This is a genomic window from Limnospira platensis NIES-39 (assembly GCF_026000695.1).
In the GTDB taxonomy this organism is placed as follows: Bacteria; Cyanobacteriota; Cyanobacteriia; order Cyanobacteriales; family Microcoleaceae; genus Limnospira; species Limnospira platensis.
This window is the reverse complement of the sequence record NZ_AP026945.1, coordinates 4,146,196-4,163,007: the sequence shown is the minus strand read 5'-3', so window position 1 is coordinate 4,163,007 and position 16,812 is coordinate 4,146,196. Positions and strand designations below refer to the sequence as shown.

The following is a 16,812-nucleotide window of genomic DNA, read 5'->3' as shown; positions in this document are numbered from 1 at the left end:
ATTGGTTTTTCATCCCGTTGGGTACTTCCTCAACGGGATAGCCTGTTTGGGGGTGAAATTAGATCTAATTGCTGCTAAACTGGGTTAGTCCTCATTGGCAGGTCTGCCCATACGTCCTACCTAACTATGCTCTGGGCTAATAAAAAACTTACGCAGTCGGTTACTTTTACTGAGGATGCTGCTGATCAAACTCTGTTAGAGGCGATCGAAAAGGAGCTATCTCTCACTAAATATCAAACTTTTAGCAATCTCTGTAAACAGGCTTTGTGGCAGTTTTTGTTGAGTTCTCCCACTACACAGACCCCTGTGATTAACAACAATGATTACCGCCCGGAAATTACCTCGGAAAGACCTTTAAACCCCTCTCCTAATCTAAAACCTATTGAAGAGGGTTTATTGAGTCTCCAGAGACAATTAGGGGCTTTGGAGCGACAGCTACAAGCCCAAAAACCGGAAAATAAAACCCAACAACTTGAGAGTCAGGTTAATCAGTTAACCCAGCAGCTTGCTCAATTTCAGGCGACGATCGCATTGAAATTGGATACTACCAATGAGGCGATCGCTCAAATACCTAGTAAATTGCCCCAAATTACATCACCTGCTGCACCACCAGAACCCTCTCGGTCAAACGCGCCGCCTCCCCCACCACCAGAACCCGTCCCCCCCCAAAAAACTGACCCCCTCCTGGAGCGTCTGAGTTCTTTAGTCGATGATTTTTAACATCAAGTTACTGGTGGGAGTGTTGCTAGGTGCTTATTTCAGGGTCTCTACTGCTATAGCTGCCGCCCAATTGTCAATTTCCCAGGTTTTTAAATACCAATTATGTGGGTAATTTCCAACTATTTTAGCCAGGAAAAGTTGACCATCATTATTGGGTAAAATCTCCACATCTTTTAAGCCAATTAATCCCGTACCAGTGGCTTTTAGTAAGGCTTCTTTCGCCGTCCAAAGCTGAAAGAATGCGCGATTTTGTGCGGCTTTTGGATGGTTAGAAAGTTGGGAATATTCCCCCTCACAAAAAAAGCGTTTGGCTAAAGTTAATCCATCCAAGGAGCGGATTTTTTCTAAGTCAATACCAACTCTGCGGTTAAAGGCGATCGCATATAAAGCCTTACCGTGGGAGTGGGAAAGATTGAACTGTATTTCACCCTGAGAATTTCCAGTAATTAAACCCGGTTTTCCCCGTTGACTATAGGCAAATTCCAACCCTGGGGGAGCCACCCCTACATAAGAGGCTAAAATTTGGCGGAGAATCCCACGAGCGGCGGTAAAATGGAGGCGATCGCTCTCCCGACGAAACGCGGCCGCCCTTTGTCTTTCCTCAGCACTTAGGAGTCTTTCCAGACCAGCAATTTGACTTAAATGCAAATCCAAATCAGCCTGCCAAACCTCAACATGAGGAGCGATCGCATCATCCCCAAACGGGGTAATATCAACCCGTTGAAACATTTAACGCCTAGCGCCAGAAGGCAATTGAGGAATCGGCTCATAATCCCTAGGTAAAGCCGGACGATCCAAAGAATCAACACTCTGAATATCAATCAACTCCCCATCATCTTCAGGCAGAAGATCGAGTTCAGCCCCATTAATAATAGCACCAAGTAACCTCGGCCGATATTTTTTCGGTCCAGTTTGCTCCTCATCAGTTTCCGTCAACTGATCAGCCAATTGATTCATCTGAGCCGACATAGTACAAGTAGGTCTAGCCACCAAAACCATGCCATCAGTTAAAGGTTCCAGAGTCAAAGCATCATTATGGTCACTCCAAGCAGGTACATCCACAATCACCACATCAAAGCGATGGCGCACCTCTTTAAGCAAACGTCGCATCTCACTAGACTCTAGCACCGCCGTTACTTGTTTTAACGGACCAGGAGAGGGAATCACATAGAGATTTTCCACATCTGGAACCATGCGGATACAATTATTCAAATCTCCGTAATAGCGCAAAGGTTCCCAACGGTCCTGAGAATCAATAGCCAATCGCATTCTCTCAACTTGACTTGGCGATCGCAAATCCGCCTCAATTATCAAAGTCCGTTTTCCGGCTCTCGCGGAGGCGATCGCCAAATTATAAGCCGTCAGAGTCTTACCTTCCGGTCCTTTAGTGCTAGTCATCAACACCACTTTCGGAGGTTTTTGGCCGTTACTGAACAAATTACTACGCACCTGCTCATAGGGTTCCAAATACCGAGAATTGTGATGTAGTAGTAAAGGCATATCCCAATCCGCATGGTCATCCAAAACATTGGGAAGCACTCCCAGAATCGGAATTTCTCGTTCTTTCAAAGCCCCCTGAATCTCCTCCCAGGTGTAGAATTTACCGCTAAGTATACCCAACGCAAAAATCAGCACCGCACCAACTATCACCCCACCAAAGCCACCCGCAGCCATGACCAGGATTAAACTAGGTGGTGGTGGTGGATCTTCCACATCAGGAGCCGCCGCCTCCTGAGCCACCTGTAAACTACTCACCGTTTCCGCTTCCGCCGCCTGAGCATCAGCCAATTGCGCCTGCATTTTATCGTAGAGTGTCTGTCTATAACCCACCTGTTGCTCTAACCGCATTTTCTCCATTTGCTTATTAGGAATAGTCGCATATTCCCGTTCTAATCTGCGTCCCACCTCACGGCTAGTAGCAATTTCTTGGAGTAGAGTTTCTTGCTGAGTTTGCAGGTTAATTAAATTTTGAGCAATTTGCTGTCGGGAGGGGTCTAAAGACGAATCAACCCGAATTTGGTCAACCTGTCGCAGGGGAGCCGCCACCCCATGACCACCGAGAACCTCAGAAGCTCTCGCTTGTAATTGCTGTTCGCTTGCCTGTTGTTGTTTAATTAAATCTGCTACCAGGGGATGAGCATCAGTAAAATCCTTACGCAGAAACTCTAACTGAGACTCAATTTGATAAAGTTGTACTCGCAATTGAGCAATAATTGGGTCAGCCGTCAGCGCTTGGGAAACATAGGCCTGATCGACATTCAATCCTAGTCTACCTTCCAAACTAGCGATTTGAGCATTAATAGAATCTAGTCTCAATTCAAGCTGTTCTACATGATTTCTATTGGAAATAATCGACTGAGGTAAAGAACCACTTTCGATCGCCAATAAAGTAGCGCCTTCTCGTCTATCATACTCTTCCAGAGTATTTTGAGCCTCTCTCAATTCCGCTCTCGCTGGTCCCATGCGATCTTGAATTGTGTCCATAATATTGCGGAGTTGTTCCGTATTAATTAAACGGCTCTGTTCGATCATCTCCCGCATTAATACATTGACCACTTCCACAGAGCGATCGCGATTATAATCTTTAAAGGTGACTTGAATTGTACCCGGTTGACCACCCTCTCCCGGTCTGATTTGAACCCTAGCATTACGAAAATCTCTAGGGGTAATCATCGTTTCATTTAACACCGTCTCAATCACACGGGGTTGTAGTAACATCCGGTCTGTCAGTTGTTGTCCTTGCTGTCGAATATTCTGACCTGTTTGGGAGAACAAAACGGGGGGATTTTTATAGGTTAAAATTCCTCTGGCTTCGTAGGGCGGTCTTGGCGGCGCTTCCAAAATCATACCCACACCCCCAGAAATTCCCAGGGCTACCACAAAGGCGGCTAGTCCCGCAAATTTGTAGTTTTCAAAGGCGATTAAATAGCGTTTAACAATTGGTAAAGTCATGGCAATATCAGAATTTTTGGTAATAGCAATTTGGTATTTACAGCCTTTTCAGTAATCATGCCATAGGCTGTCAAAGTCCCTCTCACTCCCTGGTAGAGGTATTTAGGGTGATGGTAATGTTTAGCACAATTTCTGAACAAGCTGTATACCTTTAATTACCCTGTTGTTGGTCGGGTCCAAATAATCTTTCCGCCGAATTAATGAGTTGTTGAAAGAAGAGAGTAAAGCCGAGGACATCCCGAAAGGGTTGGGTAAAGTTATTGAGAAACACAGTAACTTGAGTAATCAGATTACGATTAATCACAATCACATCCTCATCTTGTAGTAGAATATTGTCGGTTTGGTCTCCTCTAAGTACATTTTTACCATTCAGAATCTGAGTAGTTGTTTGTCGAGATTGTCGGTCATATCGAATCAGGGCAATTTTATCGAGGTCTCCAGTTTGTAAAGGTACATTGGCGAGGATATCAATAAAGGTGCTACCATTGGGTAAGGCTACCGCACCGATCGCATTTCCGGCATAACTAAGAATTCTGACCGTAATTTGCTGGTTAACTAAAGTTGAACTAGCCACTAATTTGCGATCGTAGTCTCTCTCATCAACATCAGGATCTAGTGGTAGTACAATCACCGAATCACCATTAGATAGAGAAACATCCGGGAGAGCAGTAGCTTCTGCTAAGGGTGTATATAGATCTATGATATCTTCTAAAACTCGACCATCAACGGTAGTGCGACAAACTAGGACGGTTCGCAAGTCAGCAGTTAATGTGGCACCTCCGGCCGCTAACAGCGCCGTAGAGACACGAGAACCCCCAGCGGGGAGGGTATAGAAGCCTGGTTGCACAACTTCCCCAACGACGGTTACTTGGGCGGGAACTGGTGCAGCAGCCAGACTATAATTTTCTAATAGATCTCGCTCTACGCCTTCTGAGGGGCTAACTTCCTGAGTGGGGACTGTAATCACATCGCGATCGCTTAGGCGAATATTAGGCGGTTCCAAACCCAATAACAGGGGGGTAAATAGGTCTATTTCCGTTTCTAGAGTTTGTCCGGTGGGTAAAGTCCGGCGCACAGTAATCCGTCGTAAATCGGCCCCTGGTCTAGTTCCCCCCGCCGTAGTCAAGGCGACAATTAGTTGTGGTGATGACAGGGGATAAAAACCTGGTCTGGCAATTTTTCCGGTCACGGTGACTTGTACAGGTCGCTGATTTACCAGAGATACGACAACTTCAGGGTTTCTGACAAATTGAGCTAGGCGGGGTTGGATATTCTGGCGCACCTGTTCTAAGGTTAATCCTTCCAATTCCACCAGACCAATTAAAGGCATAGCCAGGGAGCCTTGAGGACCAATGGTGGCATTGGGAATAGTTAATTCTTGGGAACGCTGACCATTGATAAACACATCTATAAAAATCTGATCTCCCGGTCCTAGCTCATAACTTTTCATGCGATCGCCAATAGGACCTTCAAACACAGAAGGTGACACCGGAATACCAGAGGGTCTGGTCTGAATGGGAGCATCCGCATTGCGGAAAAGCTCTAATAGTGTAGGCCAGTCTGGTTGTACTGGTGCGGGTTGTCCGCCGCCTCTCGGTAGGGGTTGATTCACAAAGGAGCGGGGTAAGATGCACCGATCAGGTATCCTTTGAGCCATCGACTTGCCGCCACTGGTGATGATGGCTAAAGGAATAATACTCGCCACTGAGTAGAGACCGGTGAGGAATAGGGATTTAATCGGGTTGAGGTTAGCGCCCATATCACAACTTTGGATAACTGTTTATTGTGGCTGAAAAATCGTGGTCATCAATTGTTTTTGGATATCCTGACCGAGGGATTGAGCTATAGTTGCCACTGTTTCTATGTCACCTAAAGGTTCTATAGGAATCATAATACTGACAGCTACCCAGGGGGCGCGATCGCCTCTTAGTTGAGCTTGGCGATCGGCAAAAAACCACTGGCTGGGTGCAGGAGATCCGCCATTATGCCAAGCGTACCATTGTACAAGGGCATAGGTTTGGCGGGGGTTCCAAGCCCGAAAAAATCTCGCGTTAACTGTCACAGGTTGGGGGGAGTCTAGGCTCAATTGCAGGGCACGATAGGAGTCAGTTCTGAGGCTCTGTAACCCTTGCAAATCCATCCATTCGACTTGGGGCTGGTCTTTATAGTAGTTTTGGGGAAACAGCAATACCAGGACTTCGGTATCATTTTGTTGGAGGGTCTGTAAAGACCATCTCCTCGCCCCCACTTGAATGGTATCGTGACTGGTAGTTTCCCACCCGGGTACAGTCAAACCCTCACGGCGAATGGTTTGCAGTTGAGGGAGGGCTTGAATATCGGGCATATCTGACCAAGACCAGCTACCCCGAAAGAAACCGGGAAGAGTCCCTACCAAAAATAGGAGTAGCAGAAATCCCAACAGTACCCATTGAGAGGGTTTTAGCTGTAGTTTGGGGGTGTCCTGGCTGGTGGGTTCAAGATTCGGGGCTGATTTGTCCATTATCTTCGGATTCCTGTTGATCGGGGAAATAATACTGCATTAGTTTCATCAGAATAACCAATAGACCCAACATGGAAGCAGAGTATAGGTCTCCTCCCCACCCTTCATGAAGCCAATCAAAAAGTTCTTGATTACCTGTTCCGAAAAACAGGGTTAACAGGGTATTGCGGATGATATTAGCGACAACACTGGTTAAAGCGGCTGCCACTAAAAATAGGATGGTTTTGGTTCTCGAAGCGATCGCACCCGTCCAGTACAATAACATTAAACCGACATACAGACTCGTAAATAGCATTTTCAGTCCCGCACAGTGTGGCGCAACCTCAACAATTTGTCCATTTACATAGAGATAGATTTGATCTACCGTCACCGGGACGTTAAACTGAATTAGAACAAATCCCGCCATATTGGCGATAAAGGTTTGTAGAGGCAGGGCTAAAGGCTCTATCAGATAGGGGATATAGTTAGGGGTTGCCAGTAGCACAAACAATAAGGCTATCCCCTGTAATTTTAACCCAGGTATTCCTTTTAGCCACAGGCAGAGTCCGGCTAAAATTATCGGAAAGGACAGATTGACTAAATCGGAGATGCTACTGAGGTAGAGAACGCCACCGAGTCCTAATAATACTCCCCCCAAGGGGTGCAGTTGATTGGGTAGTTTGTTCCACTGTTGGCGGTTATTCCAAGCGATATAAGCCGCGAAGGGTAGACCAATTACGCCGTGGCTAAAATATTCATGTTCGATGCTAATGCTTTTGTTGAGCCAGCCATCGTACCAATGCAGGAGCAAAGGGGCGTATAATAACACCAACAAGGCGATCGCCAATCCGATAAATAGATTTCGCTCTATCGCCACAGGAATTTTAGGTTGAGTTTCCATAAGCCTTAATTGTGTAATCGAGCAACATTCCCACTGATTTAATGATCCCTATTTAATCGCGAACATCTCGCACCTAATCTTTTTTAAGACCCAAGGCGGTGCGAATAGCTGCAACTACCTGATTAATCTGATCACTGGTAATCCCAGGATACATGGGTAAAGATAGAATCTGCTGGCTGAGGGTTTCAGTTTTGGGAAAGTCTCCAGCTTTGTATCCCAGATCAGTATAACCGGGTTGTAGGTGACAGGGGATGGGATAGTGAATGCCTGTTTGCACCCCTAATTCATTTAGTTTAGCCTGTAGCTGATCGCGAGTGAGGGAACATTCCTCGGTAACACGAATTACATACAGGTGATAAACATGACCCCCTTCGCTGTAGTTGTAAATGGGGATAATACCATGTTCTTTTAGCACCATTAATTGAACATCATACTGTTCGGCTGCTAAATTGCGATCGCGGTTCCACCCTGGTAAATGACGCAATTTGACGTTAAGAACCGCTGCTTGTATAGTATCTAAGCGGCTGTTAGTCCCCTGTTCCGTATGCACATATTTTTCCGGTGCGCCATAATTCCTCAGAATTCGCGCCTGTTTAGCGACCGTTTCATCGGAAGTAACCACCATACCCCCACTACCAAAAGCCCCTAAATTTTTACTAGGGTAGAAACTAAAGGCGGCGGCGCGACCGATAGAACCGGCTCGATAGTTTTCGCAGGTAGCCAGATGAGCTTGTGCCGCATCTTCAAATACAATTAAGTTATGACTTAGGGCTAGGTCGAGCAGTTGGCTAGGGGTGACAATTTGACCGTATAGATGCACTGGTAAAATCGCCTTAGTTTTGGCGGTCACGGCTCTTTCAGCGGCGGCTATATCAATTAAAGCTGTGCTTAATTCACAGTCTACCAAAACGGGTTTGGCTCTGGCTTGCAAAATACCAATAATAGTTGCAATAAAGGTATTAGCTGGCACCAAAACTTCGTCCCCTGGTTTAACGCCACAGGCTTGTAAACCTATGGCGATCGCATCAGTTCCACAGGCGACACCCACGCCATATTTAGCACCACAGGCTGTCGCAAAATCTGCCTCAAATTCTTGTAGGGCGCGTCCCAGGATAAAATCTCCGCGTCCAATTACTGCATGAATTGCTTTTTCAATCTCATCGGTAAGTTCCTGATATTGAAACGATAAATCAACAAAGGGAATAGGTGCTATAGAATTGGTCATAATTTTAGCCAATATGGAACAATTTGGGTGTCTATTTCGACGGTTAAGTTAGCCGATAAATTTAACCAAAATACTGCCTAAGTTTGGGGGGGGTTCAGAAGTGATCTGAATCCGCCACCCCCAAACCGCCAAACCCACCCCGACAATTATTTAGCCCTTTCAGGACTCACAATTAGGATGAATTGCGCCTTGATTGCAGATATAGGTAATTTGAGCATCACTCAAGTTTTGCACACGGGAAAAATCGGCCCCCTGCATTCGGTTTGAGGTGGTACCCTGAGCGGTTTCTTCGATAAACTCATCAGTGCGAGTTTCCCGATTAACCACAAAAGTCACCCCCTCAAAATTTGCGCCATGTAGTCTAGCACCCTGTAGGTTAACTAAACTCAGGTCAGCATTACTCAGGTTAGCATTTTGTAGCCTAGCGTTTCTAAAATTAGTGCCAGTGAGTTGAGCTTGACTGAGGTTAGCATTCTGAAGATTAGCACCTTGGAAATCAGCGCCCGATAAGGAACCCCTTTGTAAATCTGCTTCCCGGAGGTCAGCAAACATAAATTGGGTTCCCTGGGCGTTAATCTGACTCATGCGGGCTAATTTGAGGTCTGAGCGTGACAGATTAGCGTTAGTGATATCTGCTCCGGTCAAACTAGCTTCTTTTAGGTTAGCATTTTCTAGGTTAGTGCCAATCAGACTAGCACTGCTAAAATTGCTGCCATTCAAATCAGCATTGGATAAATTAGCGCGGTCTAGGGTGCCGTTTAACAGGTTAGTGCGTCGCATGATGACGGGACTCATAAAAGCGCCTGTCAGGTCAACAGAGGTCAAATCAGCGCCGCTGAGGTCTGATATCAAGTCGTCAAAGGTGTTAAAACGTCCATCAGGTCCAGGTGAAGCAAAGCGACTATTGCGGAAATTGGCATGGGTCATGATGGCACTGCGGAAACTGATGCCAGATAGGTCAGTTTGGTCTAGTACGAGGGTAAACTGAGCGGGAGGGGTGGTAGTTTGACCGAGATGAACACGACTAAGATCGGCTTGTTGGATAAAACCGCCATAGACTTTGAGAATTTTGGCGATCGCCCTTTGAGTAGCCTGCTGTCGTTGGGAAACAATACGTTTTTGCCGTTGGTCCGCCCCAAACCTCATCGAATCGAGGTCATTTCTCAAGGCTTGATTAAGTTTGCGGATATTTGGTAAAGCCACCGGACCTGTACTCACCAAAGCCTGTTGAATCACCTCTAGCAATATGGGGTCATCTTCTTGACCGAGTAAATCCACCAGTAGGGGAACAGCGCGGGGGTCTTGTAGGGTTCCTAAAGCTAAAATTGCTCCCCGCCGTTGTGCGGGGTCGGTGTTGGCGGCGGGAGAAAGGCGACCCACCAGGGCGAGAAATACTTCGTTATCTTGATTTTGGGAGGCGCGAAGGTTGGCTTGATTTTGAATATAGACTTGAGTGCCGATAAAGGTTCCCAAAACGGCTGCCATGCTGGCACTACCGACGATAATTAGGGTTAAGCCAGGATATTGTCGCATCCATTGCCATAAATTCCACTCTGGGAGTTTTGGCTTAGAGATTAAGACGATCGCCTTGACCGATTGGTTTTCTTCTTCCCAGTCGTAGGAGGTGAATGGATTGGTAAAGAAGGAAGTGGCGGCCGGTTGTACATAAGTACCAGCCAGCAAATCGTGTCCGGTGCGACTGTGGAAGCGCCGCCCCATTAGTCCGTCGGCTGCGATCATAATTCCCGATAATCCCATCATTACCAGGAGATTGGGGAATGCGCCTGTGGCTTGCCAAACTATATATGCTATACCGACGGGAATGCCCCAACGCCCGATGGTTTCCCTAGCGATAATCCGTGAAAATCCGGGGGGGAGTTGTCTGGAGTTGACTACACGAACCCCAAACCAGCGCTTGGGAAGGGTTTGTCCGGTGGTGGACAATAGATAAAGCTGCCAGGAGGCGATCGCTATTGGCAAAACTAAGGCACCAGACCAAAATAAATTCGTCAATGGAGATACACTGGGCTGGCGATCGCGCATTGGTAGTCCCAAGGTAGCAGCCACTGTTTCGGCTGTTCCTCTGACTACTGGGTTGAGGGGGACTGACACGGGACCACGATTGGAAATTGCACCAATGGTAAATGGGGCTAATCCCCCCACGATTACTAGGGACATCTCCACCGCCCAAGCACTGCAGCGACGCACCCAAAACGGGAGTTGTTTGGCTTGTTTTTGCCAGGTGGGGGTTGGTTGGTCGATGCTGGGTCGGTTTGCAGTCGGACTAGCCATAATTAATAATTGCCTTTGTCTGAATCTTTGATGATGGGTTACGGAACTTCTTTAAATCTTGGGTTTTTGGGATGATTTGAATACTTGATAACCTATGTACACTATCACCCCGACTACCGCAAGACTTATGGCTAAGGAAATTAATTCGACAAGGGTTTTTAATAGGGCTAACCCGGCGATGACTCCCACACTGGCTATGGCGATCTGTCCGGCTTTGGGTAATCTCTTGAACCGCGCCATCAACTGACCATATAGGGTTTTTAGGCTGCTGTTTAAGTCGGAGGGGGTGGGATTTACGGGTGCATTGGGGTTAACTTCGGCTTCGAGTTGCTCGAGGCGACGATTGATTTTCGGGTCGTCTTGGTAGTTCAAGGGGTTTCTCCTCCGGGGATATAAAACAAGGCTTTACCATTGTACAAGGAGATTAAGAGGGTGGGTTATGACTAATATTAACTTGGGTCAAGTTTTAACAGCGGGACTGCTGGGGGTTTCCCTGTTTCTGGGGTCGGCGCAGTCGGTTTTGGCTGACAGGCGATCGGTTTCCCCTGGGGTGGCTGTCACTTTATCGGGAACTTCGGGGGGAAGTTCTAATAGCCGAGACTGTGGTTGGATCGCTGAGAGTCCTAATCATGTTCTTGATGTGACTCAGGATCTACCATATTGGAGTATTACTGTACAGACGGCTGGGGCTCCTACTTTACTGATTGATGGTCCGGCTGGTCGCTATTGTGTACTCCCGGAGAGTCCCTCTGGGTCTATGTTACAGTTTTCTGGTTATGGTACTCGGGGAACTTATCGGATTTTTATTGGCGATCGCCAACAGTCTCAACATCCTTATAGCCTTTCGATTTCTGACCGTAAGCCCTAGATTTATTGGCTTTTGGGGCTATCTGTCACTAGATTCTGTTTTTTACCATTACGGCTGATTATATCGTAGTAAATAACGGCTGTAATGGCTTGGAAAAACGGCATAATCAGCGCATTCATAGCAATTAACACATCCAACATAATGAAGAAATTTATCGAAGCTGCTAAGTCATACGGGAAAATTGAACTGATAACTGCTCGGCTGATTGTCATAATCAACTGACCCCCAATCCTGACCGGGAAGGTGGCTAGACGTGCGACTATCATAATCCCGATAATTTTTAATGCTGATTCTTGGGTAATTTTCCAGCTCTTACTAATGGCTCCGGTGGCGGTCATCGGGTTTTCTACGGCTAGAATAACGTCACATATATACAGGCGGGCTGATATCCACATCAAGCCTATATAAAACATGACAAATGCCACTACTCCTAATAAAAATCCTAGTAATAATGACACCCAATTTTCTGGATTCAGCAGCATAGATACCAAGAATCCGGCTATTCCCATAGCTATGCTTAAACCTATAAAAGCCCCAATAAGAATCAATAGTACCAGAATTGATTGCCCTAAAAAACTCCATTTTCGCTTGTCGGTATAGCGTTTAGCATCTGCTCCTGGTTCTGGGCGTTCGCTAACTTCAAAAAAGGCTAAACGAGCGATCGCTCCTACAGTAGCGGCAAATTTAGCCCAACCATAAACGGGAACAATCAGCCATAACAAGGCGACCCGCGCCATAGTAAAGTATTGTTTAAAATGGTCTCGATAGATGCGAAATCCGGCACTAATGACATCAGCCAAGTTTAGGGATTTGTGAGCATATTTATTAGTCATGACTCAATTTAGAGATGCAGCTATAGGATTTTTGACTGTCTCCAAAATTACAGATTCTTGGTCTCCTTGGTTTCACCAAAGTAAAAAATGCTGCTCGTCGTTACCTAGGGGGGGGAAGCCAGGAATCTGCTTTTAATTGACCAGCCCGAAAATTCCTATGGTGGGGATTGTACAGCAATTAGGTAATTCGGGCGATTTTCTTAAACAAAATTTCACAAACACCTTCAGATTTCTAATATTTTTGGGTTATCTGTGACTAAATTCTGTTCATCCTGATTATGCTGGTTGATGAGGTCGTAGTAAATCACGGCTTTAATGGATTTGAAAAAGGGGAGAGTCAGCGCCCCCATAGAAATTAACACAGCGGATACAACTAATAAATTCAGCCAAACTGCTACCTCAGCCGTGACTAGGGAATTGATAAGTAATCGGCTGATTAATAAAATGAACCGAGTAGCTATGGGGAAGGGTAAAGTTGCTAAAAATGCGACTATCAAAATCCCCATAATTTGAAACTCTGATTCTTCGGTGATTTCCCAGCTTTTTCTAACCGATTTTTTGGCGTTTGTCTGGTCTTCTAATGCGAGAATCACGTCACATATATACAGACGGGCTGATATCCATATAAACCCCAGGTATAAGATGATAAACCCAAATACTGCCAATAAAAAAATTAACCATGATAACCAAAAACTCTCAAAATTCAGTTTCATAAATATGAATATGGCTGCACCAAGAATCATACTAAAACCGATGACAATACCAATGAGAATTAATCCGACGAGGAGTAATTGTCCGAAAAAACTCCATTGGCGTTTGTTAGTGTAGCGTTTAGCATCTGATGGGGCTTCTGGGCGTTCGCTCACTTCAAAAAAGGCTAAACGAGCGATCGCTCCTAAAGTGGCGAGAAATTTAGCCCAACCATAAACGGGAACAATCAGCCATAAACAGCCGACCAACGCCATAGTAAAGTATTGTTTAAAATGGTCTCGATAGATGCGAAATCCGGCAATGATCACATCACTGATATTTAAAGAGGGTTGAGGGTATTGATTAGTCATGGCTAGGTTATAGATAGAGTTAGAGAATTTGGCCAATGTCCCACAAAATTACAAACCAATATCTGGGATAATTCTATATCAAAACCAGGTTACTGTAATCGCTGAATTTGATATTGAGAATCCCGAAATCCCCCGGTCAAACCTTGCTCTAAAAACAGTTTTCCAGCCTGTTCAAAATCACTGATGGCACCTCGGCGATCGCCTAAAGATGCTCGCACCATTCCGCGACCATAAAAAGCACCAGCTAAATTAGGCCTGATGCGAATAGCTTGGGCGTAGTCTGCGATCGCCTGAGAGTAATTACCAAGTTCAGCATGAGCCTGAGCCCGGTTACTGTATGATTCCGCATCATTAGGATTAAGACTAATGGCTTGGCTATAGTCTGCGATCGCCGCCTCATAATCCTCAGCCAAAGAGTGAACTAACCCCCGATTACTGTGAGCCTTAGAATTATTAGGTTCTAACTCAATCGCCTTAGTACAATCTCCAATAGCTGCATCATAATTTTGCACATTCAGATAAGCAATACAGCGATTATTATAATCCATAGCTGTGGGGTTTAATTGAATGGATCTACTACAACTTTCTATCGCCGCCTCATAATTCCCTAAATTGATGTAGGTACTGCAACGATTCCCGTATGCTTCAGCATTATCTGGTTCCCAACTAATCACTTGATTATAGTCTGCTAAAGCACCTTGATAATCTCCTAAATGAAACCGAGCGCGACCCCGATTATAATAAGCAGCAGCCGACTGGGGATTGAGTCTAATTGCTTCTGTATAATCAGCCATTCCGGCTTGTAAATTACCAGCTTTAACGTGAGCGCTTCCTCTAGCACGATAAGCCTCACTATGGTCGGGCTGTCGCCTAATTACTTCGGTATAATCTAATATGGCGGCTTCGTAGTTTTCTTGGGTATAATGGGCGAGCCCCCTTTGATAGAAAGCGTCTGTATCTTCTGGGTTCAGACGGATAACTTGATTTAGGTCATTAATAGCATTACCAAAATCTCCCATTTGATGGTATGCTAAACTGCGGTTAAAATAGATGTCAGGATTAGTAGGATCAAGTTTAATGGCTTGGGTGTAATCAGCGATCGCCTGTTCATATTTCTGGAGGTCATAGTAAGCATTAGCCCGTTTACGGAAGGCTTCACTATTATCAGGAAATAGCTGGATTGAGCGATTAAAAGCCTTAATTGCCGCTTCCGGATCTCCCGCTTCCAGACGTTCTACCCCTCTTTTTAAGGCGGCTTCTGATTTCACGGGATCGGGACGGTTTAACACTTGAAATAAGCCAAATATCACCATTAAACCCACTAATCCAGTCGCGGCTATTCCTACTACAGTCCATAGGCGATTTAAGGAGATTTCCCGTCGTCGCGGTTTGTGTGCTTTATAAGGGGGGTGATTTGGGGAAGTTTGGTTAACTAACCCAGTTTTTCCGGTGAGTTGATTTAATTCGGCGATCGCATCAATAGCCGATTTATATCGCTTGCCATAGTAATGATGCACCATTTTATCTATAATACTAGCTAGGCTGTTACTAACTCGCGCCCGCTGTCGCCAGGCAATTTCTCCAGATATAGATAGGCTAGGATCTTGAAGTTTCGGCAAATCTGAGGCTTCTAAACCAGTTAAAGCCTGAATAGCAATCATTCCCACAGCATATAGATCGCTATTAAATTGGGGGTTTCCCTGGAATTGTTCAATCGGCATATAGGAAGGTGTACCCGTGGCTATGGTTCGCATGGGTTGATTATTTTCCTCAGCCAGTTGGCTAGTCACGGCTTTGACGGAACCGAAATCGATTAAGACTAAGGCTTGGTCTGATTTGCGGCGAATTAAATTCGAGGGGTTAACATCTCGATGAATTACGCCGTTGTGGTGAACAAATACTAAAATATTGAGGATTTCTTCTAATACTTCGATAACTATATCTTCTTTCCACGGATGACCGGGAATTAGTTCTTTATGAAGGGGATGTCCTTCGATAAATTCTTCCACTAGATAGAAGTGATTATTGTCCTCAAAATAGGCTAATAATAGGGGAATGCGATCGTTTCTTCCAAGTTTTTCTAAGATTTCTGCTTCCTGTCGAAATAGGCGTAGGGCTGTTTTCAGGATTTTGGAATTATTACTGGGGGGACGCAGTTGTTTAACCACACATTGAGGATGACCTGGGCGGCGGGTATCTGCCGCTAGATAGGTCTGGCCAAATGCTCCCGAACTCAAAATTTGTACAATTCGATACCTTCCATCTAGGAGTTGACCAATGATTTCCATCTGGCGTTGAGGTTTGAAACTTCTATGGGAGTTCGAGGAATGGGGTTTAGAGCGATCGTCTAAGTTCATAATATGTTACAGTTTGATATAAAATGGAGGAGATAACAAATGCAATCGGTTTTCCTATGGATTAACTGATTTTCCTATGGATTGAGAACTCACCATTGAGTTTCTTGTGTCAATTTTGGCATAAAATTTTGGCTATGGTCTATATCAATCATAACCACTGTGAACCCAGTCTGATTGCACCATGCCCCCCGTCCCTAGGTAGGTATGCACACCATGCTCAAGATCTAGTTTCCTGAGATTAAAAAATATTCTAAATTTTTGGTGAAAATTACCTCGAAAACCATGCACAATTTTATCCCCCCTCATCGGTTTTTCCCTTACCTAACTTGGACAGAAATTGCGGAAATGCCCGATCGAGAAAATACGGTAATTATCCAACCTATTGGGGCTATAGAACAACACGGCCCCCATTTACCGTTAATTGTCGATGCTGCCATTGCTACGGCTGTGACCGGGAAAGCCCTAGAAAAACTCGATCGCACTATTCCCGCCTATGCCCTGTCTACCTTATATTATGGCAAATCTAACGAACATTGGCACTTTCCGGGAACCATCACCTTAACCTCTGAAACCCTAATGTCAGTATTAATGGAAGTAGGAGAAAGTATATATCGGGCGGGGTTCCGCAAATTAGTATTTGTGAACGCCCACGGTGGACAACCCCAGATTTTAGAGATGGTAGCGCGAGACTTGCATCAACAGCATGAAGATTTCATGGTCTTTCCCCTGTTTGTGTGGCGGGTTCCCCACATAGCCAAAGAACTATTTTCCCCCGAAGAATTGGAATTAGGGATTCACGCCGGAGACATAGAAACCAGCGTGATGTTATCAATTTTGCCTGATGTGGTACGCCGGGAAAAGGTGGTGCGAGAGTTTCCCCACGGCTTACCCTCGGACAGTTTACTGAGTATGGAGGGAAAATTGCCCTTTGCTTGGGTAACGCGGGATCTAAGCGCTAGTGGTGTTTTGGGAGATGCAACCGCCGCCACAGAAGATAAGGGGACGCGCCTACTCGAGTCGGTGGTAGACAGTTGGGTAAAGGCGATCGCAGATATTTATAAATTTCAGCAGCCCCAGTGTTTCCGCTCTGTGTCAAAATAAATCGATATCGGAAATAGAGTCTA

At 45.5% G+C, this 16,812-nt stretch carries 14 protein-coding genes; 3 read left to right on the top strand and 11 right to left on the bottom strand.

The annotated features are described in order from the left end of the window. The first annotated feature begins 126 nt into the window (after nt 1–126). Nucleotides 127–720 carry a filament morphology membrane protein FcmC gene (fcmC, locus tag N39L_RS20615; RefSeq protein ID WP_006620108.1) on the top strand — a complete coding sequence of 198 codons (594 nt, stop codon included), beginning with the start codon at nt 127–129 and terminating at the stop codon, nt 718–720. 33 nt (nt 721–753) lie between these two features. Here fcmC and N39L_RS20610 read toward each other — a convergent pair whose 3' ends face one another. From N39L_RS20610 to N39L_RS20575, 8 genes are all read right to left on the bottom strand, one after another. Continuing rightward, the gene (locus tag N39L_RS20610; RefSeq protein WP_006620109.1) at nt 754–1,449 is read right to left on the bottom strand and encodes a 4'-phosphopantetheinyl transferase family protein; all 696 of its coding nucleotides are present in this window, start codon (nt 1,447–1,449) and stop codon (nt 754–756) included. Beyond that, nucleotides 1,450–3,672 (bottom strand): GumC family protein, encoded by a 2,223-nt coding sequence (locus tag N39L_RS20605; RefSeq protein WP_014276228.1) that lies wholly within the window; start codon nt 3,670–3,672, stop codon nt 1,450–1,452. Nucleotides 3,673–3,823: 151 nt separating this feature from the next. Then, nucleotides 3,824–5,431, bottom strand: coding sequence for a polysaccharide biosynthesis/export family protein (locus N39L_RS20600; RefSeq protein WP_014276227.1), 1,608 nt, complete (start codon nt 5,429–5,431; stop codon nt 3,824–3,826). 21 nt (nt 5,432–5,452) lie between these two features. After that, a complete protein-coding gene (locus N39L_RS20595; RefSeq protein ID WP_014276226.1) occupies nt 5,453–6,172 on the bottom strand; it encodes a cyanoexosortase B system-associated protein in 720 nt (239 codons plus the stop codon). Then, nucleotides 6,147–7,052, bottom strand: a complete 906-nt coding sequence (gene crtB, locus N39L_RS20590) for a cyanoexosortase B (protein WP_014276225.1) — start codon at nt 7,050–7,052, stop codon at nt 6,147–6,149. Before crtB ends, N39L_RS20595 begins: the two co-directional genes overlap by 26 nt. 73 nt (nt 7,053–7,125) lie before the next feature. Further along, the gene (locus N39L_RS20585; protein WP_014276224.1) at nt 7,126–8,277 is read right to left on the bottom strand and encodes a DegT/DnrJ/EryC1/StrS family aminotransferase; all 1,152 of its coding nucleotides are present in this window, start codon (nt 8,275–8,277) and stop codon (nt 7,126–7,128) included. 159 nt (nt 8,278–8,436) lie between these two features. Then, complete coding sequence (locus N39L_RS20580) at nt 8,437–10,569, bottom strand: pentapeptide repeat-containing protein (protein ID WP_014276223.1); 2,133 nt, start codon at nt 10,567–10,569, stop codon at nt 8,437–8,439. A 51-nt stretch (nt 10,570–10,620) separates the two neighbouring features. Beyond that, on the bottom strand, nt 10,621–10,941 hold the full coding sequence (locus N39L_RS20575) for a hypothetical protein (protein WP_014276222.1): 321 nt from the start codon (nt 10,939–10,941) through the stop codon (nt 10,621–10,623). A gap of 67 nt (nt 10,942–11,008) precedes the next feature. On the opposite strand from N39L_RS20575, the gene N39L_RS20570 reads away from it, so the two are divergent. Beyond that, nucleotides 11,009–11,437 (top strand): hypothetical protein, encoded by a 429-nt coding sequence (locus N39L_RS20570; protein WP_006620117.1) that lies wholly within the window; start codon nt 11,009–11,011, stop codon nt 11,435–11,437. A gap of 2 nt (nt 11,438–11,439) precedes the next feature. Here the strand turns inward: N39L_RS20570 and N39L_RS20565 are convergent, their stop codons facing one another. From N39L_RS20565 to N39L_RS20555, 3 genes are all read right to left on the bottom strand, one after another. Next, nucleotides 11,440–12,270, bottom strand: a complete 831-nt coding sequence (locus N39L_RS20565) for a hypothetical protein (protein WP_014276221.1) — start codon at nt 12,268–12,270, stop codon at nt 11,440–11,442. 224 nt (nt 12,271–12,494) lie between these two features. Next, nucleotides 12,495–13,331 (bottom strand): glycerophosphoryl diester phosphodiesterase membrane domain-containing protein, encoded by an 837-nt coding sequence (locus tag N39L_RS20560; RefSeq protein ID WP_035736773.1) that lies wholly within the window; start codon nt 13,329–13,331, stop codon nt 12,495–12,497. Nucleotides 13,332–13,420: 89 nt separating this feature from the next. After that, complete coding sequence (locus N39L_RS20555; RefSeq protein ID WP_050856785.1) at nt 13,421–15,688, bottom strand: tetratricopeptide repeat protein; 2,268 nt, start codon at nt 15,686–15,688, stop codon at nt 13,421–13,423. Between the two features lie 282 nt (nt 15,689–15,970). Here N39L_RS20555 and N39L_RS20550 point away from each other — a divergent pair, with 282 nt between their 5' ends. Further along, nucleotides 15,971–16,789, top strand: coding sequence for a creatininase family protein (locus N39L_RS20550; protein ID WP_006620122.1), 819 nt, complete (start codon nt 15,971–15,973; stop codon nt 16,787–16,789). Nucleotides 16,790–16,812: the final 23 nt, after the last annotated feature.

Excerpts from the sequence above, each read along its gene's own strand:
- N39L_RS20555 (WP_050856785.1), bottom strand. The coding sequence starts at position 15,688 with ATGAACTTAGACGATCGCTCTAAACCCCATTCCTCGAACTCCCATAGA.
- N39L_RS20595 (WP_014276226.1), bottom strand. The coding sequence starts at position 6,172 with ATGGACAAATCAGCCCCGAATCTTGAACCCACCAGCCAGGACACCCCC.
- N39L_RS20550 (WP_006620122.1), top strand. The coding sequence starts at position 15,971 with ATGCACAATTTTATCCCCCCTCATCGGTTTTTCCCTTACCTAACTTGG.
- N39L_RS20610 (WP_006620109.1), bottom strand. The coding sequence starts at position 1,449 with ATGTTTCAACGGGTTGATATTACCCCGTTTGGGGATGATGCGATCGCT.
- crtB (WP_014276225.1), bottom strand. The coding sequence starts at position 7,052 with ATGGAAACTCAACCTAAAATTCCTGTGGCGATAGAGCGAAATCTATTT.
- N39L_RS20580 (WP_014276223.1), bottom strand. The coding sequence starts at position 10,569 with ATGGCTAGTCCGACTGCAAACCGACCCAGCATCGACCAACCAACCCCC.
- fcmC (WP_006620108.1), top strand. The coding sequence starts at position 127 with ATGCTCTGGGCTAATAAAAAACTTACGCAGTCGGTTACTTTTACTGAG.
- N39L_RS20565 (WP_014276221.1), bottom strand. The coding sequence starts at position 12,270 with ATGACTAATAAATATGCTCACAAATCCCTAAACTTGGCTGATGTCATT.
- N39L_RS20560 (WP_035736773.1), bottom strand. The coding sequence starts at position 13,331 with ATGACTAATCAATACCCTCAACCCTCTTTAAATATCAGTGATGTGATC.
- N39L_RS20585 (WP_014276224.1), bottom strand. The coding sequence starts at position 8,277 with ATGACCAATTCTATAGCACCTATTCCCTTTGTTGATTTATCGTTTCAA.
- N39L_RS20605 (WP_014276228.1), bottom strand. The coding sequence starts at position 3,672 with ATGACTTTACCAATTGTTAAACGCTATTTAATCGCCTTTGAAAACTAC.
- N39L_RS20570 (WP_006620117.1), top strand. The coding sequence starts at position 11,009 with ATGACTAATATTAACTTGGGTCAAGTTTTAACAGCGGGACTGCTGGGG.
- N39L_RS20600 (WP_014276227.1), bottom strand. The coding sequence starts at position 5,431 with ATGGGCGCTAACCTCAACCCGATTAAATCCCTATTCCTCACCGGTCTC.